Raw genomic sequence first — 22,745 nt, 5'->3', positions numbered from 1 at the left:
CTGGCGGAGGCCGCCGAACGAAGCAAGGAGGGGCATGAGCGAGACCGCGTCGAGCGCACCCGCCGCCGCTCCCTCGACGGCTGATGCCCCGTGGCCCGTCGGCGAGCTGTCGCAGAAGATCAAGGGCTACATCGACCGGCTCGGCAGCGTGTGGGTCGAGGGCGAGATCACCCAGTGGGGCGTCTCGGGCGGCAACGTCTACGGCAAGCTCAAAGACCTCGCCGTCGACGCCACCGTGTCGTTCACGGTGTGGTCGAGCGTGCGGGCGAAGCTGCCCGACGGCCTCGGCCAGGGCGACCGCGTCGTCGCGCTCGTCAAGGCCAACTGGTGGGTCAAGGGCGGCAGCCTCACGATGCAGGTGTTCGAGATGCGCCGCGTCGGCCTCGGCGACCTGCTCGAGCGGCTCGAGCGGCTGCGCCAGCAGCTGCGCGCCGAGGGGCTCTTCGACGCGGCGCGCAAGAAGCCGCTGCCGTTCCTGCCGCACTGCATCGGCCTCGTGACGGGCGCCGACAGCGACGCCGAGAAGGATGTGCTGCGCAACGCGCAGCTGCGCTGGCCCTCCGTGCGGTTCCGGGTGCACCACTCGGCGGTGCAGGGCGAGCGGGCCGTCGGCGAGCTCGTGGCGGGCATCCGGGCGCTGGATGCCGACCCCGAGGTCGACGTCATCATCGTCGCCCGCGGCGGCGGCGACTTCCAGAACCTGCTGCCGTTCAGCGACGAGGCCGTCGTGCGCGCCACGGCGGCCTGCGAGACCCCGCTCGTGAGCGCGATCGGGCACGAGAACGACCGGCCGCTGCTCGACGACGTGGCCGACCTGCGCGCCTCGACGCCGACCGACGCCGCCAAGCGCGTCGTGCCCGACGTCGCCGACGAGCTCGCGCGCGTGCAGCAGGTGCGCTCGCGCATGCTCTCGCGCGTCACGAGCCTCATCGGCACCGAGATCGACCGCATCGCCCAGGTGCGCTCCCGGCCCTCGCTCGCCGCGCCCGGCTGGATCATCGACCAGCGCGCCGACGAGCTCGTGCGCCTCGTCGCGCGCGGCGTCGAGCTCACGGAGCGTCGGCTCGAGCGCGCTGGCCAGGAGGTCGAGGAGCGCCGCCGGCAGCTGCGCGCCCTCTCGCCGCAGCACACCCTCGACCGCGGGTACGCGATCGTGCAGCGCGGCGAGGGCCAGGTGCTGCGCGACCCGGCCGAGGCGAGCGCGGGCGACGCGCTCGTGCTCACGCTCGCCGCCGGGCGACTCGCGGCGACCGCGGGCGCGGCGCTGCCCGCCGTCGGCGACCCCGCTCGGTGACCTCGCACCCCGCACCCACCCGCTCGACAGAGAGACGCTCGTACCATGACTGACGTGACCCCCACCGCCGACGCCGCGACCGACGTCGACGCCCTGTCGTACGAGCAGGCGCGCGACGAGCTCGTGCGCGTGGTCACCGAGCTCGAGCAGGGCGGCGCCACGCTCGAGCAGTCGATCGCCCTGTGGGAGCGCGGCGAGGCGCTCGCGCGCCGCTGCGAGCAGTGGCTGATCGGCGCGAAGGAGCGCCTCGACGCCGCACGCTCCGCCGCGGGCCAGGGCTGAGCATCCGCCCATGACCGACCCCGTCACCGGCCGCCCGATCGTCGCCGAGCTCGGTCGCCCCGAGACCGACGAGGAGCGCGCGGCCCGCGTCGCCGCCAACCGGGCCAAGCGCCGCGCCAACCAGTCGACGAAGAACCTGCTGCTGTCGATCGGCGCCTCGCTGCTCATCGTGCTGTTCCTCATCGTCGTGACGGTGCGGGAGGATCCGACGCCCGAGAGCGTCGACTACGCCGCGACCGCCGAGCAGGCCGAGGCCGGGCTCGGGCAGTCCGTCGTCGCGCCGGCGCTGCCCGAGGGCTGGTACGCCAACCGGGCCGACCTGGGCGGCGACGGCGAGGTGCAGGAGTGGTACGTCGGCCTCATCACCGCCGACGACCGCTTCATCGGCCTGCTGCAGGGCTTCGACGCGAACCCCACGTGGCTCGACGACGCCCTGCGCGGGCCCAACGGCGACGGCGAGGTCGTCGAGATCGGCGGGCGCGAGTGGCGCGCCTTCGATCGCCGCGACGTCGACGAGATCGGCAATCGCGCCTACGCGCTCGTCACCGACGCCGGGTCGAGCACGGTCGTGCTGTACGGCACCGCGAGCGACGCCGACTTCGCGCAGCTCGCCACAGCGATCGCCGACGAGCTCGACACACCGGGCCGCTGAGCGGGCGTAGGCTCGCAGGTCGGGGGCCGTGGAGCCCCGCCCTCCACCTCTGACGCCTCCCGGAGCCGCCATGCCGCCGATCGAGCAGCGCACCCCCGCCGACGTGTGGCGCGAGATGGAGCGCGGCAACGCCCGCTTCGTCGCCGGTGAGCCCGCGCATCCGCGACAGGACGTCGAGCGGCGCAACGAGCTGGCCTCCTCGCAGGCGCCGCACGCGGCCCTCTTCGGCTGCAGCGACTCGCGCCTGGCGGCCGAGATCATCTTCGACAAGGGCCTCGGCGACCTCTTCGTCGTGCGCAACGCCGGGCAGGTGATCTCCAGCAGCGTCGTCGGCTCGCTCGAGTACGCGGTCGGCGTGCTGGGCGTGCCGCTGATCCTCGTGCTCGGCCACGACGAGTGCGGTGCGGTGCGGGCGGCGATCGACTCCCGAGGGGCGGATGCTCCGCCGCTGCCCCCGCACATCCAGGGTCTCGTCGAGCGCATCGTGCCCGCGGTCGACCGCTGCCTGCTCGCCGCCGGCACGACCGACCCCGCCGAACTCGACGCGCAGGTCGTCGGGCGCGAGCACCTGCGCGACACCGTCGGCGAGCTGCTGGCCGCGAGCGAGCTGATCAGCGACGCCGTCGCCGCCGGTACCCTGGCTATCGTCGGTGCCAATTACCGCCTGCTCGAGGGTCGAGCAGTGCCCGACATCGTCGTCGGCCAGATCTGACCGGCGCGCCGACCCCCGCACTCTCACGAGAAGGAGCGCATCGCTGTGAGCGACAACGCTGAGCTGGACTACCGGATCGAGCACGACACGATGGGCGAGGTGCGCGTGCCGCGCAGCGCCCTGTACCGCGCGCAGACGCAGCGCGCGGTCGAGAACTTCCCCATCTCGGGCACCGGGCTCGAGGCGGGTCAGATCGTCGCCCTCGCGCAGATCAAGCGCGCCGCCGCGATCGTGAACGCCGAGCTGGGCATCCTCGACGCAGCCCGCTCGCAGGCGATCGTGGCCGCCGCCGACCAGATCATCGCCGGCAGCCACCACGAGCACTTCCCCGTCGACACGTACCAGACGGGCTCGGGCACGAGCTCGAACATGAACATGAACGAGGTGCTGGCGACGCTCGCGTCGACCGACGACCTCGCCGTGCACCCCAACGACCACGTCAACGCCTCCCAGTCGTCGAACGACGTCTTCCCCACCTCGGTGCACCTCGCCGTCACGCAGGCGCTGATGGCCGACCTCGTGCCCGCGCTCGAGCACCTCGCCGGCGCCCTGGAGGAGAAGGCCGAGCTCTGGAAGACCGTGGTCAAGGCCGGCCGCACCCACCTCATGGACGCGACCCCGGTCACGCTCGGCCAGGAGTTCGCCGGCTACGCCCGGCAGATCCGCCTCGGCATCGCGCGCGTGCAGGCGACGATCGAGCGCGTCGCGGAGGTGCCGCTCGGTGGCACCGCGACTGGCACGGGCATCAACACCCCGCTCGGCTTCTCGCAGAAGGTGATCGCCGAGCTCGCCGCCTCGACCGGTCTGCCGATCACCGAGGCGCTCGACCACTTCGAGGCGCAGGGCGCGCGTGACGGCCTCGTCGAGGCGAGCGGCGCGCTGCGCGTCATCGCGGTGTCGCTGACGAAGATCTGCAACGACCTGCGCTGGATGGGCTCGGGCCCCAACACGGGTCTCGCCGAGCTGAGCATCCCCGACCTGCAGCCCGGCTCGTCGATCATGCCCGGCAAGGTGAACCCGGTCGTGCCGGAGGCCGTGCTCATGGTGTGCGCGCGCGTCATCGGCAACGACGCGACCGTAGCCTGGGCGGGCGCCTCGGGCTCGTTCGAGCTGAACGTCGCCATTCCGGTCATGGGCACCTCGCTGCTGGAGTCGATCCGCCTGCTCGCGAACTCGACGCGCGTGCTCGCCGACAAGACCGTCGTGGGCCTCGAGGCGAACGTCGAGCGCGCTCGCGCCCTTGCCGAGTCGTCGCCGTCGATCGTCACGCCGCTCAACCGCGTCATCGGCTACGAGGCCGCCGCGAAGGTCGCCAAGCACTCGGTCGCGAAGGGCATCACGGTGCGTGAGGCCGTCGTCGACCTCGGCTTCGTCGAGCGCGGCGAGGTCACCGAGCAGCAGCTCGACGAGCTGCTCGACGTGCTCTCGATGACGTCGCCCGGCCTGTAGGCCGCACTCGCCTGACGCGAACGGCGCCCGCCCCGGCTCTCGGGGCGGGCGCCGTTCCGGTTCGCGGATGCTCGGCTCGCGCCGCGCTCAGCTGAAGTAGTGCGGCCGGCTCACGTAGGTGTCGCTCACGAACATGACGCCCGTTGAGCGCTCGAGCAGCGAGCGCAGGCCGTCGATGAGGTCGTCGGCGCGGTCGTCGGGCACGACGGTGATCGTGAGGGTGAGCGCGTCGCGGTCGTTGAACAGCGCGCGCCCCTCGTGGGCGCCGTGGTGGCCGAGGCCGGTCACGGCGGGCAGGCTCGTGTAGCCGGTCGCTCCGGAGGCGACGATCTGGCGGCGCACCGCGTCGGAGTCGGCGGTGCGCGCGACGACCTCGATCTTGGTCATGCGGGTGAGTGAGTCGCGGCTCATGCCGCCTCCTTCCGGTCGGTGGTCTGCGGAGCAGCGCCGGGCGCGCCCTCCTCGGTGTGCATGCTCGCATCGAGCGCGTACGGCTGCCAGCCCTCGCGGGTGCGGCGCACCCAGGTGCCGGGCTCGGCGCCGGGGGCGACGAGCAGCACCCAGTCGCCGAACACCAGGTCGGCGACGATGTCGGCGCGCTGGATGATGTCGTCAATGCGCGGCAGGGGCGCGTCGACGACGGCCAGCAGGCGCAGCGGCTCGTGGTGCAGCCCGGCGCGGGTGCCGATCGACTGCCAGGGCAGGCCGATGCGCAGGTCGCCGCCCGGTCCGGCGAGCACGCCCGCGCCGCCGACGAGGTTGTGCACGGTCTTCGAGCCGGCGCCGAGCACGTCGGGGTCGACGGCCGAGAAGTAGTACTGGGCGTTGATCCAGTGCGCGACCACGAGCGGCGCGGTGAGGATGGTCTCGAGGGCGCGACCGTCGGCATCCGCCACCGGGTCGTACGAGTGCAGGAAGGCTCGGCGCTCGAGATCGACCCCGGCGGTGCGCGAGCGGGGCCCGATGACGATCGCCGCGTTGCGGGCGAGGCCCCACTCCGGGTAGACCTGCGCCCAGTCGCGGCCGCGGCGCTCCAGGCGCGCCCGCCCGCGACCGCCGCGCCGAGCGGCGCCCGGCAGCTCGGCAGCGCGCTCGCGCTGCAGGGCGTCGGCGGCGCGCGCGGCGTCGGCGAGCAGGGTGTCGAGTTCGCCCCGGCGCGAGGCGGGCAGCGCCGAGGCGTCGACGATGCGCAGGGCGTCGCTCACGGTGTCGTGCTCGCCCGCGAGGAACACCGTCTCGGCGGGGATCACGATGCCGCGCTCGGCGAGCCCGGCGCGCACCGCCTCGCTGTTGAGGATCGCCGCGGCGATGCGGGCGTTCGGCGCGCCCCGGTGGCCGCCGCAGGCGCCGCAGTCGAGCGCGGTGCGGAAGGCGTTGTTGACGGTCGTCGAGCCGTGGCCGACGAGCACCACGAGCGGGGCATCCGGCGCGGTCATGCCCATCGTGCGCAGGATCACCTCGGCGGTGTCGAGCTGGTCGTCGATCGTGAGCGCCGAGTCGACGTCGAAGAGGGTCGCGGGGGCGGTCGCGGGCTCGTCGGGTCGGCGATCGCGGCCTGCGGCGCCGGCGAGGATGCTGCGGGTCGCCGCGACCGGACCCCACAGCCACCCGGTCATCTCGGCCCAGCCGAGCGGCGCACCGGCGACCGCGTCCGGCGCCTTCAGCGCCGAGCGCCACGCCCGGCCTCCGGCGAGGCGGTCGACGAGGCCCTTCGCGCCGCGCCAGGCACCCGGCACGGGCCGCTCGCTCACGCGGTAGCGCGGGCTGAGCAGCACGGGGCACGCCGCGGAGGCGGCGGAGGCGGCGAGCGGCTCAACCTCCGCGGCGATGCCGAAGAACCCGGCGAAGCCCGAGGTCGCGTAGGGGCCCTGCTGCTCGAGGTGGCGGCGGATGCCCTCGCTGCGCACGTCGATGCAGAAGACCAGGTGTGCAGCCGGCGACGCGGCGGGGGTCGGCGGCTCGGGGCGCACGCGCGACAGCAGGCGGCCGTGCACGCGGGCCTCGAGCGCGCTCTGCCAGACGAGGGCGCGGTCGACGGCGTCGAGCCCGAGCTCGTCGCGTCGGGGCCGACGGGGCCGTGCGAGCGTCGCGGCGGGCGACGGCAGCGGTGCGTCGAGCGCGAGGCGCAGCGTCAGCCGCACGGCGAGCAGGTCGACGATCTCGACGTCGCCGCGCGTCTCGGCGAGCCAGCGCACGTGGGCGGTGAAGCCGGGCGTGCGGGCGAGCTCGCGCCGCAGGGCCTCGGCGCGGTCGGCCTGCGGCAGGCCGCTCGCCTCGAGTGCCGCAGCGAGCGCGGCATCGGCCGCGAGCGGCGCCTGCTCGATGCGCCGCCGAGCCTCGCGGGGCAGCGTGAGGTCGGTGGCAGCGACGGCGCGCCAGGCGCCGTAGAAGCCGAGCTCGGCGACCGGCACCGGCCAGGCGGCGGCCTCGGGGGCGAGCGCGGCGCGGCACCAGGACGTCACGCGCTCGTCGACACCGAGCGCGGCCTGCTCCGCGGCGTCGGCGACCGCGTCGGCGACCGGCGGCTCGGCGACCGCCCCCGCGCCGGCGAGGAACCGCGCCACGAGGGTCGCGTCGCTCTCGCCGACCGCCGGGTGGTCGGCGTCGAGGCGCTCCCGCAGGGCGCGCGCGAGCTCGGTGCGCGAGATGCGCCCGGCGTCGAAGCGCTCGCGGGCCCACTGCTCGCTCACGCCGCCGCGCGCCCCGAGGGCGGGGGCGGCGTCGCGGAGCGCCGCGGGCATCCCCTGCCGCAGCGAGGGCAGCACGGGGTTGACGGCGATCGCGGCGTCAAGGCCGTAGTACGGCGCGATGACGCTCGCGGCGATCTCGGCGTCGGCGCGGGCGCGCAGGATGCGCGCGGTGGTCGGCAGCAGGCTGGTCATGCGGAGGCTCCGATCGGGAAGCGCGAACCGGCGGTGCGGGAGGCGGCGGGGCGCGAGCGGGGGCGGCCGACGAGACCGGGCCCGCCGAGACGGTGGCCGAGGGCGAGGATGCGCAGCCCGAGCCGCCCCGAGGGCGCCGTGCCCCGCACGGCGGCGAGCCCGGCGAGGGCCGCGATCGTGAGCACGGCGAGCACGAGCGGCACGGCGGCGCCACCGGCCGCGGCACCCCCGGAGGGCAGCGCGAGCGCCCCGGAGAGCGCCGAGGTCAGCGCGGCGAACGCGGTGGCGCCGGCGGCGGCGAGGGCTCCGACGCCGAGCGCGTGCGGCAGGGTGCGCGCGGCGAGGGCGGCGCGGTATCCGGCGGTCGCGACGGCGGCGGCCATGACGAGCAGCAGCAGCGCCTCGGGCAGCCCGCGGCCGCCCGGGTAGAGGGCGAGCGCGGTGACGACGAGGGCGAGCACGGCGGGCAGCGCGCCGACGAGCATCCGCACCCGACGGCCGGCGGCCGTGAGGCGCAGCGCGGCGGGCGCGCGGCGGTCGGCGGCGCGGCGGTCGATGCCGTCGCTCGAGCCGAGGAAGAGCGCGCTCTTGTAGAAGCCGTGCGCGACGAGGTGGAGGGCGGCCGCGGCGGCGAGGCCGAGCGCGAGGCAGAGCAGCATGAACCCCATCTGCGCGACGGTCGAGAGCACGAGGCGGCCCTTGACGTCGGTGCGCACGAGGGCGCCGATCGTGCCGGCGACGACGGCGACGGCGGCGAGCGCGGCGAGCAGGCCGAGCGCGAGCGGGCTCGCCTGCAGCACCGGCAGCTGGCTCAGCAGCAGGATGCCGCCGCCGTTGACGATGCCGCCGTGCAGGGCGGCGCTGACGGGCGTGGGGGCGTGCAGCGAGTCGACGAGCCAGCCGTGGGCGGGCGGGGCGGCGCAGCGGATGCCCGCCGCGACGACGAGCAGGACGGCCGCGAGGTCGCCGCGCCCTCCCGCCGCGATCGCGGCGACGGCCCCCCAGAGCGCGAGGTCGCCGATGACGAGCCAGGGGGCGGCGCGGCGCACGGCGGCCGCTCCGCCGCCGAGGCCGAGGGCGGCGAGCGTGGCGAGGGTCGCGGCGCTCCAGGCGGCGGCGATCAGCCACGGAGCATCGGCGACGGCGAGCACGGCGGTAGAGACGAGCATCGCCGCGATCGCGACGGTGGTCGAGCGTCCGCGGCGGTCGCCGCGCAGCGAGCGGTGCGCGTAGGGCAGCACCGCGAGGGCGATGCCGGCGACGAGCACGAGCAGGAGCACGGAGAGCGGTTCGAGGCTGATCGGCGGTGCGGGTGGCATGGGCGAACCTCCTTACGCGTCACACAATACACGTAATGTAGTTCGTGTGTTTCGTGTCGCGTTTCGGATGTCGGGTTAGGGCTCGCTCCGCGCCCCGTGCGCGTTCGAGCTCCGCCACGCGCGCTTCCGGACGATCGCCGGACTCGCGCCCTACAGTGGGCTGGTGGCCGAGTGGACGTTCCTGACCAATCACTCCCACGTGCTCGTGTGCCTCGCCGCCGACCCCGAGCTGCGCATGCGCGAGATCGCCGAGCTCGTCGGCATCACCGAGCGCGCCACGCAGCGCATCATCGCCGAGCTCGTCGAGGGCGGCTACCTCGTCAAGGAGCGCGACGGCCGCCGCAACCGCTACACCGTCAACGGCGACGCGAGCCTGCGCCACCGGGTCGAGGGCGACCACACGCTCGGCGAGCTGCTCGCGGCCGTCGCGCAGTCTCGCCGCGACCGGCCCGCCGACAGCTGACCGCCCGGCGAACGAGGCCCGCGAACGAGGAGCGGCGCCCGCCCCGCAGGGCGAGCGCCGCACCATCGAGCGGATGCCCGCCTCAGGCGAGCTCGTTGCCCTCGAGCAGATCGGTCACGAGCGCGGCGATCGCGCTGCGCTCGCTGCGCGTGAGCGTGATGTGCCCGAACAGCCCGTGGCCCTTGAGCGTCTCGATGACGCTCGCGACGCCGTCGTGCCGGCCGACGCGGAGGTTGTCGCGCTGGGCGACGTCGTGCGTGAGCACGACCTTCGAGTTCTGCCCGATGCGCGACAGCACCGTCAGCAGCACGTTGCGCTCGAGCGACTGCGCCTCGTCGACGATGACGAAGGCGTCGTGCAGCGACCGGCCACGGATGTGCGTGAGCGGCAGCACCTCGAGAAGCCCGCGGTCGATGACCTCGTCGAGCACGTTCTGCGACACGACGCTCGAGAGCGTGTCGAACGTCGCCTGCGCCCAGGGGTTCATCTTTTCGCTCGCGTCGCCCGGCAGGTAGCCGAGCTCCTGCCCGCCGACCGCGTACAGCGGCCGGAACACCATGATCTTGCGCTGCTGCTGCCGCTCGAGCACGGCCTCGAGGCCCGCGCAGAGGGCGAGCGCCGACTTGCCGGTGCCGGCGCGGCCGCCGAGCGAGACGATGCCGATCTGCGGGTCCATGAGGAGGTCGATCGCGAGCCGCTGCTCGGCCGAGCGGCCGTGCAGGCCGAAGACGTCGCGGTCGCCGCGCACGAGCCCGACGCGGCCCTTGTCGATGACACGGCCGAGCGCCGACCCGCGGTCGGAGTGGATCACGAGCCCGGTGTTGATCGGCAGCTCGGCGACGGCCGACGACTCGATGGTCTCGCGCTCGTAGAGCGTCGCCATCTGCTCGGCCGACAGTGAGACGTCGCTCATGCCCGTCCAGCCGGAGTCGACGGCGAGCTCGGCGCGGTACTCCTCGGCGGCGAGACCGATCGACGAGGCCTTGACCCGCATCGGCAGGTCTTTCGAGACCACGACGACGTCGAGGCCCTCGCTCGCGAGGTTCATCGCCACGGCGAGGATGCGCGAGTCGTTGTCCCCCAGCTGCAGCCCCGAGGGCAGCACCGACTGGTTGGAGTGGTTGAGCTCGACGCGCAGCGAGCCGCCGTCGCCCACCGCGATGGGGAAGTCGAGGCGCTCGTGCTGCACGCGCAGGTCATCCAGATTGCGCAGCGCCTGCCGCGCGAAGTAGCCGATCTCGGGGTCGTGCCGCTTGGCCTCGAGCTCGCCGATGACGACGACGGGGATGACGACGGCGTGTTCGGCGAACCGGAACAGGGCCTTCGGATCACTCAGCAGCACCGACGTGTCGAGCACGTAGGTGCGCTGCCCCACCTCCCCCGACGTCGCGCTGCTGGATGCTGCCTGGCGAGTAGTGCGGGAAGAGGCCACCGGTGCTCCGTCCCCGGGGAGCGCGGGCATCCCCGGACCATAGTCGCTGCGAGACGGCCGGGGGCTCGCGAGACGATTCCGAGGCCGTCCCGACCGGGCGAGGTGCCCGATGGCGCTGACGCTAGACCCGCCCTCGACCTCCGCGCGGCGCGACACGCGCGCGACACGGAATGGTCACACGCGCGCGGCCGACTGGTACTCGACGAACGCCGCCCGCAGCAGCTCGAGCGTCTCGTCGGTCGTCGACACGTGCGGGCCCAGCCGCACGCGGCCGCCGCGCACCGTCGTGGAGACACCGTGGTTGTGCAGGGCCGCGCTCAGCAGGCTCAGCTGCTCGGGGGCGGGCTCGAGCGCGACGATGCCGGCGCGCTCGGCGTCGTCGCGGGGCGACACGACAGGCAGGCCGACCTCGTCGGCGAGGTCGATGATGGCGGATGCTCGCTCGAGGATCCGCTGCCGCACCGGCCCGACCCCCACCGCCGTGAGCTCCTCGACCGCACCCGCGAGGCGCGCCTGCGCGATCGGGTCGGCGTACCCGACCCGGAACCCGCGCGCCGAGCGGTCGGGCGCGACGATGTCGTGGCGCGGGCCGTCGATGAAGGGCTCGCCGATCGCGTTCCAGCCCGACCACACGGGGGTGAGCTGCTCGGCGGCGCGGTCGCTGAGCGCGAGGAAGCCCGTGCCGTAGCCGGCGCGCAGCCACTTCTGCCCGCCGGAGACGATGACGTCGCACAGCTCCCACGGCGCCTCCACGGCCCCGAGTCCCTGGATCGCGTCGACGATGAGCAGGCGGTCGCCGATGACCTGACGGATACCCTCGAGATCGACGAGGTGACCGGTGCGGTAGTCGACGAGGCTCACCGCGACCGCGACGACCGAGCTCGCCATCTGGTCGCGCACGACGGCGGGCGTGATGCGCTCGTGGTCGGGCGTGATGACGTGCGGCACGAGCACGCCGAGCGCCTCGGCCGCGCGCGCGATGCCGTAGCCGATCGACGGGAACTCCTCCGTCGCCGCGGCGATGCCCCCGGTCACGCCGAACATGACGTGCATGAGGGCCTGGCTCGTGGAGGGCTGGAAGACGACCTGATCGGGCCGCATGCCCAGCAGGGCGGCGACGGCCGCATCCACCCGCTCCTCCTCCGCCTCCATCGACGGCACCGAACCGAAGCGGGCGCGCGTCATGAGCTCGCTCTGCGCGCGCTGCTCCTCGAGCGCCGCCTCGCCCAGCGGGCCGAAGGAGGGGAAGTTGAGGTAGCCGGGCTCCTCCGTGAAGCGGGCGGCGAACTCGTCGATCGTGGGCATGGGGGTGCCTTCTCGGGTCAGGCGCCGAAGCGGCGCTGGCGTCGGGCGAAGTCGCGCAGGGCGCGCAGGAAGTCGACCTCGCGCAGGTCGGGGCCGAGGGCCTCGACGAAGTAGAACTCGCTGTGGGCGCTCTGCCACAGCATGAAGTCGCTCAGGCGCTGCTCGCCCGAGGTGCGGATCACGAGGTCGGGGTCGGGCTGGCCGCCGGTGTAGAGGTGCTCGGCGATCTTCTCCGGCGTGACCTGCTCGGCGAGCTCGTCGAGGGTGCCGCCGCGCTCGGCGTGGTGGTGCACGATCGAGCGCACCGCGTCGGCGATCTCACGGCGACCGCCGTAGCCGACCGCGAGATTGATGTGCAGGCCGCGGTCGTCGGCGGTGCGCGCCTCCGCGGCGTCGAGCGCCGCGAGCAGGGTGTCGGGCAGGCCCTCGCGGCTGCCGACGTGCTGCACGCGCCAGCCGGGCACGTGCGAGAGCTCGTCGGCGAGCTCGGCGATGATGCGCGTGAGGGCCGTGAGCTCCGCCTCGTCGCGGCCGGTGAGGTTGTCGGTCGACAGCAGGTAGAGCGTCACCACGCCAATGCCGGCCTCGTCGCACCACGTCAGGAACTCGCGCATCTTCTCGGCGCCCGCGCGGTGCCCGTGCTCGGTCGTGCCGCCGAACTGCCGGGCCCAGCGCCGGTTGCCGTCGATGATCATCGCGACGTGGCGAGGGTGCGTGGTGCCGGCCAGCTGCTTGCGCAGCCGCCGCATGTACAGCTCGTAGAGCAGCCCGCTGCCAGCGGGGATTCTCGTCGAACGCACAGGCCAACGGTAGTCGACCGGCCGCGAGTTGTCCCCGGGGGCCAAGGGATTCCGCGGCGGGCATGCCGCGCGCGTAGCGTGGAGCCATGGCCTCCCGCGCAACCCCCGACCCGAACGCCGGCGCCACCTCGGGCGCGAACCCCGCCGAGACCGCGCGCGAAGCGGCGGTCGATCGCGAGCCGGCCGCGGACATCCCCAATCTGCCCCTGCTGGAGGACGAGCTCGCGCACCCGCCCGTCGAGGGCAAGCCGCTGTGGCGCGGGTGGATCCACGCGGGCACCTTCCCGCTCGCGATCGTGCTCGGTCTCGTGCTCATCGCGCTCGGCGACGGGCCCGCCGCGCGCTGGTCGAGCGCCGTGTTCGTGCTGTCGTCGCTGCTGCTGTTCGGCATCTCGGCGACCTACCACCGCTTCACCTGGACCGAGCGGATGCGGGTCATGCTCAAGCGGCTCGACCACGCCAACATCTTCCTGCTCATCGCCGGCACGTACACGCCCCTGGCGACCCTCGCGCTGCCGCCGGAGAAGGGCATCCTGCTGCTCGTGCTGGTCTGGTCGGGCGCGGTGCTCGGCATCGGCTTCCGCGTGTTCTGGATCACGGCGCCGCGCTGGGCGTACGTGCCGCTCTACGTGCTGCTCGGCTGGGCCGCGGTGCTGTACCTCGGCGACCTGTTCGCCGCAAACGTCGCCATGATGGTGCTCGTCATCGTCGGCGGCCTCGCCTACACGGTCGGCGCCGTCGTCTACGGCCTCAAGCGGCCCAACCCCGTGCCCGGCGTGTTCGGGTTCCACGAGATCTTCCACACCCTGACGGTGGTGGCCTTCCTATGCCACTGGACGGGGATCCTGCTCATCGCCCTCGACCCGCCCTTCGGCGGCTGACCCGCCGGCGCGGGCGGCGAGCTCGGCCTCGGCGGCCTCCGCCTCGAGACGCTCGCGCACCTCGCCGCGGTAGCGCACGCGACGCACGCGACGGCTCATGTCGATGATGAGCAGGATGGCGGCGACCGTCACGAGCGCGATCGCAATGAAGCCCGCGATGCCGGGAGTGACGAGGTTCGGATCGACCTCGATCGGCGGGATCAGCGGGTCGCTCGGGTCGTCGACGGGGCCGGGCCCGACGGTCAGCGGGGCGAGGGAGGACAGCCAGGTCACGGGGTGCTCCTCGAAGCGAGTGGACGGCCGGGCGGTTGCCGGTGCGGTCGGCGCTCAGCGCCGCGCAGTAGCGTGGAGTAAAGACTATCGGCCCGTTCCCGTGAGCAGACAGGATGCCCCGCCCGCGATGACCGACTCCCCCGCGCCGCACTCGACGCAGGCCAGGCTCGACGCCCGCTACGGCCGCACGCCGACCGCGCAGCGCCGCTCGCGCCTGCTCGTCATCGGCACCGCGATCGCGTTCGTCGTCGTCTTCGCCGCCTGGGTGATCTGGGGCGGGCTCTCGGGCACCAACGCCTCCCTGGAGGTGCGCGAGCTCGGCTACAGCGAGGCCACCGACACGTCGATCCAGGTGCGCTGGGAGGTCTCGGTCGAGCCCGGCACAGAAGTGTCGTGCGCGCTGCAGGCCCTCAACGGCAGCTTCGGCATCGTCGGCTGGAAGGTCGTCGACCTGGGCGCCTCCGACCGCTTCACGCGCGTGTTCGAGGAGACGGTGCGCACCGCGGAGCCTCCCGTGACGGGTTTGCCGTACCGCTGCTGGCTTCCGTAGAATCCACGGAACCAACCTGAGGAACCGGCCCGTGCGGCCGGTTCCTTTTGTTCACCGCCCGGCCTCGACGCCGCGGCCCCTCGGCACGGAAGGACCACCCATGAGCGACACCAGCGGCACCAAGTGGCTGACGCAGGAGGCCCACGACCGTCTCACCGCCGAGCTGGAGCACCTCTCCACGACGGGCCGCGCCGACATCGCCAAGCGCATCGAGGCCGCGCGGGAGGAGGGCGACCTGAAGGAGAACGGCGGCTACCACGCCGCGAAGGACGAGCAGGGCAAGATCGAGGCGCGCATCCGCCAGCTCACCGAGCTGCTGCGTACCGCGACGGTCGGCGAGGTTCCCGAGGCGACCGACGTGGTCGAGCCCGGCACCGTCGTCACTGCGAAGGTCGCCGGCGACGAGGAGAAGTTCCTGCTCGGCAGTCGCGAGATCCTCGCCGACGGCAGCGACCTCGACGTCTACAGCGAGCAGAGCCCGCTCGGCGCGGCGATCCTCGGGCTCACGATCGGCGAGTTCACCACCTACACCGCGCCCAACGGCCGCGAGATCGACGTCGAGATCGTCGACGTGCAGACCTACCGCCCGTAGCGGCGGCCCTGACGGCGCCCGCTCCCCTGGAGGGGCGGGCGCCGTCGTCGTCTGCGGGCCGCGCGCGGTGGCGGGCGCCCGATCTGCCGGCCTATGGGGCCGTGCCGTTCCGCTCTGCCGGCCTATGGGGCCGTGCCGTTCCGCCCAAGACGTGCGCTTCTTCGCACGCTCGTGTCGGAATCGCACGCTGTGGCAGTCAGGCACCCACCGCGGGCGCGTCGCATGACGCGCGCGGCGCGGGTCGAACGCGGGCCAAGCAGCGCTACGCGCGCGGCTAGAGCGTGCGCCGCGGGTCGTAGCCGGCCTCGCGCAGCGCCGACATGACCTGCTCGGCGTGCTCGGGCCCGCGCGTCTCGATGTGCAGCTCGAGCTCCACCTGGCTGATCTGCAGCCCCGATCCGTGGCGGGTGTGCAGCACCTCGACGACGTTGGCGTTCTGCGCGGCGACGATCTCGCTCGTGCGCGCGAGCTGGCCCGGTCGGTCGGGCAGCGGGATGCGCAGCTTGAGGTACCGCTCGCTCGCGGCCAGGCCGTGGCTGATGACGCGCTCCATGACGAGCGGGTCGATGTTGCCGCCGGAGAGGATGACGACGGTCGTGCCCTCGGGCGCGATGCGGCCGGTCATGATCGCGGCGACCCCGACGGCGCCCGCGGGCTCGACGACGAGCTTGGCGCGCTCGAGCAGCACGAGCATGGCGCGCGCGATGTCGTCGTCGTCGACCGTGACGACCTCGTCGACGGTCTCGCGGATGATCGCGAAGTTCAGGGCGCCCGGCTTGGCGACGGCGATGCCGTCGGCGATCGTCGGGGTGACGGCGACCGCTGTCGGCTCACCGGCCGCGAGGCTGGGCGGGTAGGCGGCGGCGTTCGCGGCCTGCACGCCGATGACGCGGATGCTGCGACCCTCGAGCGCCGCGCGCTGCTTGAGCACGGTCGCGACGCCGGCCGCGAGTCCGCCGCCGCCGATGGGCACGACGACCGTCTGCAGGTCGGGCACCTGGTCGAGCAGCTCGAGCGCCAGCGTGCCCTGACCGGCGATGACGTCGGGGTGGTCGAAGGGCGGGATGAACACCGCGCCCGTCTCGGCCGCGTGCTGCTGGGCCGCACGGCGGGACTCGTCGAAGGTGTCGCCGACGAGCACGACCTCGGCTCCGTAATGACGGGTCGCCTGCAGCTTCGGCAGGGCGACGCCCACCGGCATGAAGATCGTGGCGCGGATGCCCAGCTCGCCGGCCGCGAAGGCGACGCCCTGGGCGTGGTTGCCCGCGCTCGCCGCGACGACGCCGCGCGCGCGCTCCTCGTCGCTGAGCTTCGACATGCGGTGGTAGGCGCCGCGGATCTTGTACGAGCCGGTGCGCTGCAGGTTCTCGGTCTTCAGGAACACCGGGGCTCCGAGCATCGCGCCAAGGTGCCGCGAGCTCTGCAGGGGGGTGACCTCGGCGACCGCACTGACGATGGCGCGCGCGGCCTCGACCTCGGCGAGGGTCGGCCCCGGCAGGGCGAGCGGCGTGCGCAGGGCATCCGCCGCGGGGGTCGCGGCGACCACGGGCACGGCGGCGGTATCGGTCATCGAGACCTCTCTGAGCGGGGTGGCACGGGCGGCGGGGCGGCCGCACCGAGCGCGAGCGGAGCGGGCGTCGATCGCCAGGCCCCCGACGCAATGTACCGGACGAACACGTTGAGGAACGCCACGATCGGCACCGCGAAGAGCGTGCCGGGGATGCCCGCGAGGAAGCCTCCCGCTGCGACCGCGACGACGACGGCCAGCGGGTGCACCTTGATCGCGGTGCCCATGACGAGCGGCTGCAGCACGTTGCCCTCGATCTGCTGCACGAGCAGCACGATGCCGAGCATGATGAGCGCCGTCACGGGGCCCGAGTAGATGAGGGCGACGATGACGGCGAGCGAGCCCGTCACGATCGCACCGACGATCGGCACGAAGCTGCCGAGGAAGACGGCCACCGCGATCGGCAGAGCGAGGGGCAGTTGCAGGATCACCAGGCCCAGCCCGATGCCGACGGCGTCGACGAAGGCGACGAAGATCTGCACCTTCGCGAACTCGGTGACGGTGCGCCAGCCCGCGCTCGCCGCGCCGTCGACCGCCTCGCGCGCGGTGCGCGGGAACAGCCCCACGACGAAGAGCCAGATTCGGCGGCCGTCGAGCAGGAAGAACAGCAGGGCGAAGAGCGCCAGGGCTGCGCCGGTGAGGATGTCGGCCGTCGTCGCGCCGATCGACAGCGCGCCGCTGACGAACCAGTCGTCGGTGAGGTCGAACTGCCCGAAGAACTCGTCGATCGAGGCCTGGATCTCGCTCTGCGACAGCCCGAACGTCGACGACACCCAGCCGAGCAGCTCGTCGAAGCGCTCGACCGAGCGCTCGCGCAGATCGCCCATGCCGGAGCGGATCTGCGTCACGACGAGCCAGACGAGCCCCGCGATGACGCCCAGCAGCGTGAGCAGGCCGATCGTCGCGGCGAGGCCGTTGGGCACGCGGTGCCGGCGCAGCCAGCCGACGAAGGGGCCGAGCAGTGCCGCGAGCAGCACGCCGACGAAGAGCGGGATGACGAGCAGGCTCAGCTGCATGACGAGGAAGATCAGCACGCCCGCGACGCCCGCGAGGGCGAGCAGCCGCCACGCGTAGGCGCCGGCGATGCGCATGCCCCGCGGCACGTCCTCCGCGCGCAGCGTCGTCGACTCGGCGGGCACGTCGCGCAGTCGTCGGAACATCGCCCCAGTCTACGAGCGGGGTCATGCGCGGCGGCGGATGCGTCCGGCGGCCGCCCAGCGTCGGTGCGCACCGCTAGCGTGGCCGCGTGGATCGCCTCTCCGCCGCCGCCGCGCGCCGCCTCGCGCTCGCCGCGCAGGGCTTCGACCGCGCGCATCCGCCCGTCGTCGGCGCTCGGCAGCTTTCGGCGACCGTCGACCGGCTGCAGGTTCTGCAGCTCGACTCGGTGTCGGTGTTCGCCCGCTCGCACTACCTGCCGCTGTTCGCTCGGCTGGGCGCCTACGACCAGGGGGCGCTCGACCGGATGCTTTTCTCCCGCGGCGGCCGGTACACCGAGTACTGGGCGCACGAGGCCGCGATCATCCGACGGGAGGACTGGCCGCTGTGGCACTTCAAGCGCGAGGCGCTGCGCGAGCGGTTCACGCGCACGCGGCCGTGGGTGCGCGAGAACGCCGCCCTCATGAGCTGGCTGCTGGCCGAGCTCGCCGACAAGGGCCCCATGACGGTCGCCGAGGTCGAGCATGACGCGACGGTGCGACGCGGCCCGTGGTGGGGCTGGAGCGACGTCAAGGAGGGCCTGGAGTACCTCTTCGCCTTCGGCGACGTCGTCAGCGGCGGCCGGCGCGGCTTCTCGCGCGTGTACGCGCTGCCCGAGCAGGTGGGGCTCGGCGCGCTGCACGAGGTGGTGGTGCCGCGCGAGGAGGCCGTGCGCGAGCTCGTGCTGCGCAGCGTGCGCGCTCTCGGTGTCGGCACGATCGACGACATCGCCGACTACCACCGGCTGAAGATCGCGCCGACGACGCAGGCGCTGCGCGAGCTCGTCGAGGCTGGTGCCGTCGAGCAGGTCGCGGTCGAGGGGTGGGAGCGGGGCGGCAGGACGCTGCCGGCGTTCCGGGTGCCGGGCACGCGCATCCCCCGTCGTATCGAGGCGACGGCGCTGCTGTCGCCGTTCGACCCGGTCGTGTGGTTCCGCGACCGGGCGCTGCGGATGTTCGGGTTCCACTACCGCATCGAGATCTACACGTCGGCGCCGAAGCGGCAGTACGGCTACTACTCGCTGCCCGTGCTCATCGACGATGCGCTGCCGGGGCGCATCGACCTCAAGAGCGACCGCGCGGCGGGCGTGCTGCGCGTGCAGTCGGCCTGGGTCGAGCCGGGCGCGTCGGCTGGCGCGATGGCCGAGCGGGTGGCGCCGGCGCTGCGCGCGGCCGCCGCCTGGCAGGGGCTGGGGGATGTCGTGGTCGCCGACCGCGGCGACGCTGCGGCCGCCGTGCGCGCGGCCCTCGAGCGCTGCTGAGGCCGCCCGCCCGACGCTAGAAGCGGCTCGAGTTCTCGAGCAGGCGCTTCACCCGGTCGGGGATGGGCGGGTGGGTCTGGAACATGCGATCCATGACGCCGGGCTTCATGGGGTCGTTCATCCAGAGGTGCGCCATCGTCGACTGCTGGCGGCGCATGGGGCGGGCGTAGTCGCCGAGCTTCTGCAGGGCGCTCGCGAGCCCCTCTGGGTCGCGCGTGGTGAGAGCGCCGGTCGCGTCGGCGAGGTACTCGCGCTGCCGCGACACCGCCGCCTGAATCGCGGCCGCGACGAGCGGCGCGACGAGCATCGCGACGAGGCCGAAGATCAGCACGATCGGGTTGCCGCCGTTGTTGTTGCGGTTGCCGCCGAAGAACGCCATGCGAGCCAGGATGTCGGCGATGAGGCCGACGGCGACGGTGAGCCCGAACACGATCGTCGAGACGCGGATGTCGTAGTTCTTCACGTGCCCCAGCTCGTGCGCCATGACGCCGGTCAGCTCGCGGTCGTTCATGATCTCGAGCAGCCCGGTCGTCGCGGCGACGCTCGCGTGCTGCGGGTCGCGCCCGGTCGCGAACGCGTTCGGGGCGGGGTCGTCGACGATGTAGACCTTCGGCATCGGCAGCCCCTCGGTGATGGCGAGGTTCTCGACGATGCGGTACAGGCGCGGGTTGTCGGCCTTCTCGATGGGGCGGGCGCCGGCCATCGAGAGCGCCTGCCGCCCGGCGGCGAAGTACTGGAAGAGCGTGTACGCGGCCGCACCGATGAGGGTGCCGATGAAGATCGAGAACCCGCCGCCGTAGAGGTAATCGGCGAGCAGTCCGAGCGCTCCGATGATGACCAGGAACGCCAGCATGATGAACCAGGTGTTGCGCTTGTTCGCGGCGATCGCGCGGTACACGTCAGCCCTCCCGGGGCGAGATCGAGGTGAGGATGCCCGTTCCGGCCCCTAGAACTGCACGCGAGGCGGCTCGGCGATCGCCGCGGCGTCGCTCACCTCGAAGAAGTCGCGCTCGGTGAAGCCGAGGCGGCGCGCGAACAGCGTGTTCGGGAACTGCTTGATCTTCGTGTTGAGCTCGCGCACGCCGCCGTTGTAGAAGCGGCGGGCCGCCTGGATCTTGTCCTCCGTGTCGACGAGCTCGCCCTGCAGCTGCAGGAAGTTCTGGCTCGCCTGCAGCTGCGGGTACGCCTCGGCGACGGCGAAGATGCTCTTCAGCGCCTGCTGCATGTGCCCCTCGGCGACCGCGGCGTCGGCGGGGCCCTGAGCGCTGAGCGTCTCGGCGCGCGCCTTCGTGACGGACTCGAAGACCTGCTTCTCGTGGGCCGCGTAGCCCTTCACCGCCTCGATGAGGTTCGGCAGCAGGTCGGCGCGGCGCTTGAGCTGCACGGTGATGTCGCTCCAGGCCTCGTCGACGCGCACGTTGAGAGTGACGAGCGAGTTGTAGGTCGCCCAGAGGTAGATGCCGACGATGACCGCCAGCAGCACGACGACGCCGACGAGGATGAGGATTTCCATGCGGCACAGCATAGGACTCGCCGCGGGGCGCCGACAGGCGCGAGGGCGGCGCGGTCGCTATGGATTCGCCGCGACCCCCGCGCGCTGGGCGAGCGCTCGGCCGGCACCTGGGAGAATCGACGAGCGCTCAGTCGCCGCGGGCGAGGCGCACGGAACACGGTCGGCAGCGGGTGAGGGAGGCGGGATGCGCGCTCGCCCCTCCGTCTCCGCCGGGCCGCGCCGGGCATCCCCGCTCGGAATCATCGCGAGGGTCGCCCTCGTCGCGGCGACGCTCGGGCTCGCGCTGGGTGCGACCGCGGGCCCGGCCGCCGCGACCGTCGACCCGACGCCGTCACCCGAGCCGACGCCGTTCTCCGCCGTCGCCGCGAGCTTCACGAGCCCGCAGAGCGGCTTCGTGGGCTCCGCCGCCATCACCGTCGCGGGCGAGAAGGACGCCACGAGCGGCGTGCGCGTCGCGATCGTCGGCGGCGGCACGGTCTGCGAGGCCGAGCCCGGCCCCACGACGTGGAGCTGCTCGGACGTCGCGCTGCCGACCGGCGGCGTCGAGCTCGCGGGCGTCGAGGTGCTCGTCGACGGCACGGAGCGCCCCTTCGGCAGCGTGCAGCTGCGCGTGCTGCCGCCGCCGCGCATCGACGGGGCGGGCGCGGCGACACTCACCGCGGGCCGCTTCACGGGCATCGCCGCACCGGGGGCCGACGTGGAGGTGCGCACCGTCGACGAGCGCGGCGCCGTCGTGCACTCGTGCCCGGCCGCGCTGCCCGACGGCTTCTGGTCGTGCATCGTGCAGGTGCCCTCGGGCGACTACCGGGTGAGTGCTCGCCAGCAGGTCGACGCGATCGGGCCCGAGCGCTCCGACTGGTCGGGCGCGACGCTCGCGACCGTCGACCGGGAAGTGCCCCCGGCGCCCTCGATCGACTTCCCCCGCAGCGGCACGCGCACCGCCTCCTCGACGCTGCGCGTCGCGGGCACGGCCGAGCCGGGCGCGAGCCTGCAGCTCTTCGCCAGCGGCGACATCGTGTGCGAGGCGCGCGTGGACGCGCGCGGCACCTGGGAGTGCCGCATCGAGCTGCCGCAGCCCGGCGAGCTCGAGCTGCGGGCGCTCTCTCGCGACGGCGCCGGCAACTTCAGCTCGGCGAGCGACGGCGTGCGCATCGAGTGGGCCGTGCCGGGCGAGACCGGCGGCGCCACCCCGTCCTCGCCTCCCGGCGATGACCCCGACGCCGAACGGCCCGGGCAGCCCTCCCCCGGGGCGACAGAAGGCGCGTCCCCCGGCGCGCACGGCGACCCGCGCGCGCCCGGCGGCTCGCCGACCCCGGGCGCCCCGACTCCCGGCGACGGCGGGCCGACCGCGCCGCCGCAGCGGGGCCAGCCCGAGCTGTCGACGAACTGGGGCACCCCCACCGGCTTCGGCGGCGCGCTGCCCACCGCGGCGCAGATCGTCGAACGCGGAGGGCTCGTCGCCGCCCCCCTCATCGCCCTCGGCTACCTGCTGCTCGTCGCCCTGCCGCTGCGCTGGTTCGCCACGCACGCGCTGCCGCGCATCCGCCTCGCCCTGCCCCGCCTCACCGGGCGCAATCGGGGCGTCGTCGCCGACGACGACGGGCCCGTCGTGTCGCCCGTGCTCACGACGATCGGCGTCTTCGCCGGCGCGGCGCTCATCGCCGGCGTCGAGGGCGGGCTCGACCTCGAAGTGCGGTACGCCCGACTCACCGCCGCCATCGGCCTCGGCATGCTGCTGCTCGCCGGCGTCGGCATCGCGCTGCCCGCGAGCGTCGTCCGCCGGGCGACGGGCGCGAGCGTCGTCGTGCGGCTGCTGCCGGGCATCCTCGCGGTGGCGGCGGGGGCGGCGCTGCTCACTCGCGTCGCCGAGCTGCGGCCGGGCATCCTCATCGGGGTGCTCGTCGCGGCGAGCGTGATCGGGGCGGCGCGGTTCCGCGTGCGGGTCGCCCTCGCTGTCGCCCAGCTCGCCGCCGTCGCCGCGCTCGCCCTGCTCGGCTGGGCCGTGCACGACCTGCTCACCCCCAGCTCGGGGTTCTGGGTGAGCTTCACCGCCGAGACCGCGGCGGCCGTCGCGCTCGGCGGCCTCGGCTCGCTGCTGGTGATGCTGCTGCCGGTCGGCGCGTTCCCCGGCCGGGCCGTCTACGCGGTCTCGCGCGCGCTCTGGGTCATCGCCGCGCTCGCCGCCGCGAGCGTCACGGGCGCCATCGTCGCCTCCGGCGCGAGCTTCCCGCTCGTGCCGCTCGCGCTCGCGGCCGCCGGCGTGGGCGCCGTGCTCGTCGGCGCCACGGTATGGGTGCGCTGGGTGGAGCCCGCGCTCGACTGAG

22 protein-coding genes are annotated in these 22,745 nt (G+C 73.9%); 11 read left to right on the top strand and 11 right to left on the bottom strand.

Annotation, left to right across the window (positions count from 1 at the left end; translation table 11 throughout):
* Window positions 1-34: 34 nt before the first annotated feature.
* The 5 genes from xseA to ID804_RS02680 all read left to right on the top strand — a co-directional run bounded on the left by xseA (window position 35) and on the right by ID804_RS02680 (window position 4,389).
* Window positions 35-1,294 carry an exodeoxyribonuclease VII large subunit gene (gene xseA / locus ID804_RS02700; RefSeq protein WP_169077402.1) on the top strand — a complete coding sequence of 420 codons (1,260 nt, stop codon included), beginning with the start codon at window positions 35-37 and terminating at the stop codon, window positions 1,292-1,294.
* Between the two features lie 45 nt (window positions 1,295-1,339).
* Complete coding sequence (locus ID804_RS02695) at window positions 1,340-1,576, top strand: exodeoxyribonuclease VII small subunit (protein ID WP_169077401.1); 237 nt, start codon at window positions 1,340-1,342, stop codon at window positions 1,574-1,576.
* A gap of 10 nt (window positions 1,577-1,586) precedes the next feature.
* The gene (locus ID804_RS02690) at window positions 1,587-2,228 is read left to right on the top strand and encodes a DUF4245 domain-containing protein (RefSeq protein ID WP_169077400.1); all 642 of its coding nucleotides are present in this window, start codon (window positions 1,587-1,589) and stop codon (window positions 2,226-2,228) included.
* A 70-nt stretch (window positions 2,229-2,298) separates the two neighbouring features.
* Window positions 2,299-2,940 (top strand): carbonic anhydrase, encoded by a 642-nt coding sequence (locus ID804_RS02685; protein WP_211160891.1) that lies wholly within the window; start codon window positions 2,299-2,301, stop codon window positions 2,938-2,940.
* 45 nt (window positions 2,941-2,985) lie between these two features.
* The gene (locus ID804_RS02680) at window positions 2,986-4,389 is read left to right on the top strand and encodes a class II fumarate hydratase (RefSeq protein WP_169077399.1); all 1,404 of its coding nucleotides are present in this window, start codon (window positions 2,986-2,988) and stop codon (window positions 4,387-4,389) included.
* 87 nt (window positions 4,390-4,476) lie between these two features.
* Here the strand turns inward: ID804_RS02680 and ID804_RS02675 are convergent, their stop codons facing one another.
* The 3 genes from ID804_RS02675 to ID804_RS02665 are packed head-to-tail and all read right to left on the bottom strand — an operon-like array spanning window position 4,477 to window position 8,590.
* Window positions 4,477-4,800, bottom strand: a complete 324-nt coding sequence (locus ID804_RS02675; protein WP_169077398.1) for a P-II family nitrogen regulator — start codon at window positions 4,798-4,800, stop codon at window positions 4,477-4,479.
* Window positions 4,797-7,271: a putative inorganic carbon transporter subunit DabA gene (locus ID804_RS02670; protein WP_169077397.1), complete on the bottom strand. Its 2,475-nt coding sequence runs from the start codon at window positions 7,269-7,271 to the stop codon at window positions 4,797-4,799. The genes ID804_RS02675 and ID804_RS02670 overlap by 4 nt, the downstream gene beginning before the upstream one ends.
* Window positions 7,268-8,590, bottom strand: a complete 1,323-nt coding sequence (locus ID804_RS02665; protein ID WP_169077396.1) for a proton-conducting transporter transmembrane domain-containing protein — start codon at window positions 8,588-8,590, stop codon at window positions 7,268-7,270. Before ID804_RS02665 ends, ID804_RS02670 begins: the two co-directional genes overlap by 4 nt.
* A gap of 163 nt (window positions 8,591-8,753) precedes the next feature.
* Here ID804_RS02665 and ID804_RS02660 point away from each other — a divergent pair, with 163 nt between their 5' ends.
* A complete protein-coding gene (locus ID804_RS02660) occupies window positions 8,754-9,053 on the top strand; it encodes a helix-turn-helix transcriptional regulator (protein ID WP_169077395.1) in 300 nt (99 codons plus the stop codon).
* Window positions 9,054-9,135: 82 nt separating this feature from the next.
* Here the strand turns inward: ID804_RS02660 and ID804_RS02655 are convergent, their stop codons facing one another.
* The 3 genes from ID804_RS02655 to ID804_RS02645 form a co-directional block, all read right to left on the bottom strand.
* Window positions 9,136-10,515: a PhoH family protein gene (locus tag ID804_RS02655; protein WP_169077394.1), complete on the bottom strand. Its 1,380-nt coding sequence runs from the start codon at window positions 10,513-10,515 to the stop codon at window positions 9,136-9,138.
* Between the two features lie 144 nt (window positions 10,516-10,659).
* Window positions 10,660-11,790 (bottom strand): aminotransferase class V-fold PLP-dependent enzyme, encoded by a 1,131-nt coding sequence (locus tag ID804_RS02650; protein ID WP_169077393.1) that lies wholly within the window; start codon window positions 11,788-11,790, stop codon window positions 10,660-10,662.
* Window positions 11,791-11,807: 17 nt separating this feature from the next.
* Window positions 11,808-12,590 (bottom strand): isoprenyl transferase, encoded by a 783-nt coding sequence (locus ID804_RS02645; RefSeq protein WP_169077392.1) that lies wholly within the window; start codon window positions 12,588-12,590, stop codon window positions 11,808-11,810.
* 86 nt (window positions 12,591-12,676) lie between these two features.
* On the opposite strand from ID804_RS02645, the gene trhA reads away from it, so the two are divergent.
* Window positions 12,677-13,471, top strand: a complete 795-nt coding sequence (trhA, locus tag ID804_RS02640; protein WP_169077391.1) for a PAQR family membrane homeostasis protein TrhA — start codon at window positions 12,677-12,679, stop codon at window positions 13,469-13,471.
* On the opposite strand, the gene ID804_RS02635 is transcribed toward trhA, so the two are convergent.
* The gene (locus ID804_RS02635; protein WP_169076941.1) at window positions 13,415-13,744 is read right to left on the bottom strand and encodes a hypothetical protein; all 330 of its coding nucleotides are present in this window, start codon (window positions 13,742-13,744) and stop codon (window positions 13,415-13,417) included. The two genes, trhA and ID804_RS02635, sit on opposite strands and share 57 nt — an antisense overlap.
* Before the next feature lie 127 nt (window positions 13,745-13,871).
* Between ID804_RS02635 and ID804_RS02630 the strand changes: the two genes are divergently transcribed.
* Entirely contained in the window at window positions 13,872-14,294 is a 423-nt protein-coding gene (locus ID804_RS02630; RefSeq protein ID WP_169077390.1) for a DUF4307 domain-containing protein, read from the top strand.
* 100 nt (window positions 14,295-14,394) lie between these two features.
* Complete coding sequence (gene greA / locus ID804_RS02625; RefSeq protein WP_169077389.1) at window positions 14,395-14,886, top strand: transcription elongation factor GreA; 492 nt, start codon at window positions 14,395-14,397, stop codon at window positions 14,884-14,886.
* 274 nt (window positions 14,887-15,160) lie between these two features.
* Here the strand turns inward: greA and ilvA are convergent, their stop codons facing one another.
* Entirely contained in the window at window positions 15,161-16,456 is a 1,296-nt protein-coding gene (gene ilvA / locus ID804_RS02620) for a threonine ammonia-lyase (RefSeq protein ID WP_169077388.1), read from the bottom strand.
* A complete protein-coding gene (locus ID804_RS02615) occupies window positions 16,453-17,613 on the bottom strand; it encodes an AI-2E family transporter (RefSeq protein ID WP_211160890.1) in 1,161 nt (386 codons plus the stop codon). The genes ilvA and ID804_RS02615 overlap by 4 nt, the downstream gene beginning before the upstream one ends.
* 86 nt (window positions 17,614-17,699) lie before the next feature.
* Here ID804_RS02615 and ID804_RS02610 point away from each other — a divergent pair, with 86 nt between their 5' ends.
* A complete protein-coding gene (locus ID804_RS02610) occupies window positions 17,700-18,908 on the top strand; it encodes a winged helix-turn-helix domain-containing protein (protein ID WP_169077387.1) in 1,209 nt (402 codons plus the stop codon).
* Between the two features lie 16 nt (window positions 18,909-18,924).
* Here the strand turns inward: ID804_RS02610 and ID804_RS02605 are convergent, their stop codons facing one another.
* On the bottom strand, window positions 18,925-19,806 hold the full coding sequence (locus tag ID804_RS02605) for a M48 family metalloprotease (RefSeq protein ID WP_169077386.1): 882 nt from the start codon (window positions 19,804-19,806) through the stop codon (window positions 18,925-18,927).
* Window positions 19,807-19,854: 48 nt separating this feature from the next.
* Window positions 19,855-20,421, bottom strand: a complete 567-nt coding sequence (locus ID804_RS02600) for a LemA family protein (RefSeq protein ID WP_169077385.1) — start codon at window positions 20,419-20,421, stop codon at window positions 19,855-19,857.
* Window positions 20,422-20,605: 184 nt separating this feature from the next.
* On the opposite strand from ID804_RS02600, the gene ID804_RS12315 reads away from it, so the two are divergent.
* Complete coding sequence (locus ID804_RS12315) at window positions 20,606-22,744, top strand: Ig-like domain-containing protein (protein WP_169077384.1); 2,139 nt, start codon at window positions 20,606-20,608, stop codon at window positions 22,742-22,744.
* The last annotated feature ends 1 nt before the right edge of the window (window position 22,745 follow it).

Origin of the sequence: Microcella alkalica (assembly GCF_014595885.1) — a bacterium.
GTDB lineage: Bacteria > Actinomycetota > Actinomycetes > Actinomycetales > Microbacteriaceae > Microcella > Microcella alkaliphila_B.
This window is presented reverse-complemented; position numbering and strand designations above follow the sequence as displayed.

What these genes read in the sequence shown, in the direction of transcription:
- ID804_RS02655 (WP_169077394.1), bottom strand. Translation starts at nt 10,515, where the DNA reads ATGCCCGCGCTCCCCGGGGACGGAGCACCGGTGGCCTCTTCCCGCACT.
- ID804_RS02690 (WP_169077400.1), top strand. Translation starts at nt 1,587, where the DNA reads ATGACCGACCCCGTCACCGGCCGCCCGATCGTCGCCGAGCTCGGTCGC.
- ID804_RS02670 (WP_169077397.1), bottom strand. Translation starts at nt 7,271, where the DNA reads ATGACCAGCCTGCTGCCGACCACCGCGCGCATCCTGCGCGCCCGCGCC.
- ID804_RS02685 (WP_211160891.1), top strand. Translation starts at nt 2,299, where the DNA reads ATGCCGCCGATCGAGCAGCGCACCCCCGCCGACGTGTGGCGCGAGATG.
- trhA (WP_169077391.1), top strand. Translation starts at nt 12,677, where the DNA reads ATGGCCTCCCGCGCAACCCCCGACCCGAACGCCGGCGCCACCTCGGGC.
- ID804_RS12315 (WP_169077384.1), top strand. Translation starts at nt 20,606, where the DNA reads ATGCGCGCTCGCCCCTCCGTCTCCGCCGGGCCGCGCCGGGCATCCCCG.
- xseA (WP_169077402.1), top strand. Translation starts at nt 35, where the DNA reads ATGAGCGAGACCGCGTCGAGCGCACCCGCCGCCGCTCCCTCGACGGCT.
- ID804_RS02675 (WP_169077398.1), bottom strand. Translation starts at nt 4,800, where the DNA reads ATGAGCCGCGACTCACTCACCCGCATGACCAAGATCGAGGTCGTCGCG.
- ID804_RS02650 (WP_169077393.1), bottom strand. Translation starts at nt 11,790, where the DNA reads ATGCCCACGATCGACGAGTTCGCCGCCCGCTTCACGGAGGAGCCCGGC.
- ilvA (WP_169077388.1), bottom strand. Translation starts at nt 16,456, where the DNA reads ATGACCGATACCGCCGCCGTGCCCGTGGTCGCCGCGACCCCCGCGGCG.
- ID804_RS02615 (WP_211160890.1), bottom strand. Translation starts at nt 17,613, where the DNA reads ATGTTCCGACGACTGCGCGACGTGCCCGCCGAGTCGACGACGCTGCGC.
- greA (WP_169077389.1), top strand. Translation starts at nt 14,395, where the DNA reads ATGAGCGACACCAGCGGCACCAAGTGGCTGACGCAGGAGGCCCACGAC.
- ID804_RS02630 (WP_169077390.1), top strand. Translation starts at nt 13,872, where the DNA reads ATGACCGACTCCCCCGCGCCGCACTCGACGCAGGCCAGGCTCGACGCC.
- ID804_RS02665 (WP_169077396.1), bottom strand. Translation starts at nt 8,590, where the DNA reads ATGCCACCCGCACCGCCGATCAGCCTCGAACCGCTCTCCGTGCTCCTG.
- ID804_RS02695 (WP_169077401.1), top strand. Translation starts at nt 1,340, where the DNA reads ATGACTGACGTGACCCCCACCGCCGACGCCGCGACCGACGTCGACGCC.
- ID804_RS02600 (WP_169077385.1), bottom strand. Translation starts at nt 20,421, where the DNA reads ATGGAAATCCTCATCCTCGTCGGCGTCGTCGTGCTGCTGGCGGTCATC.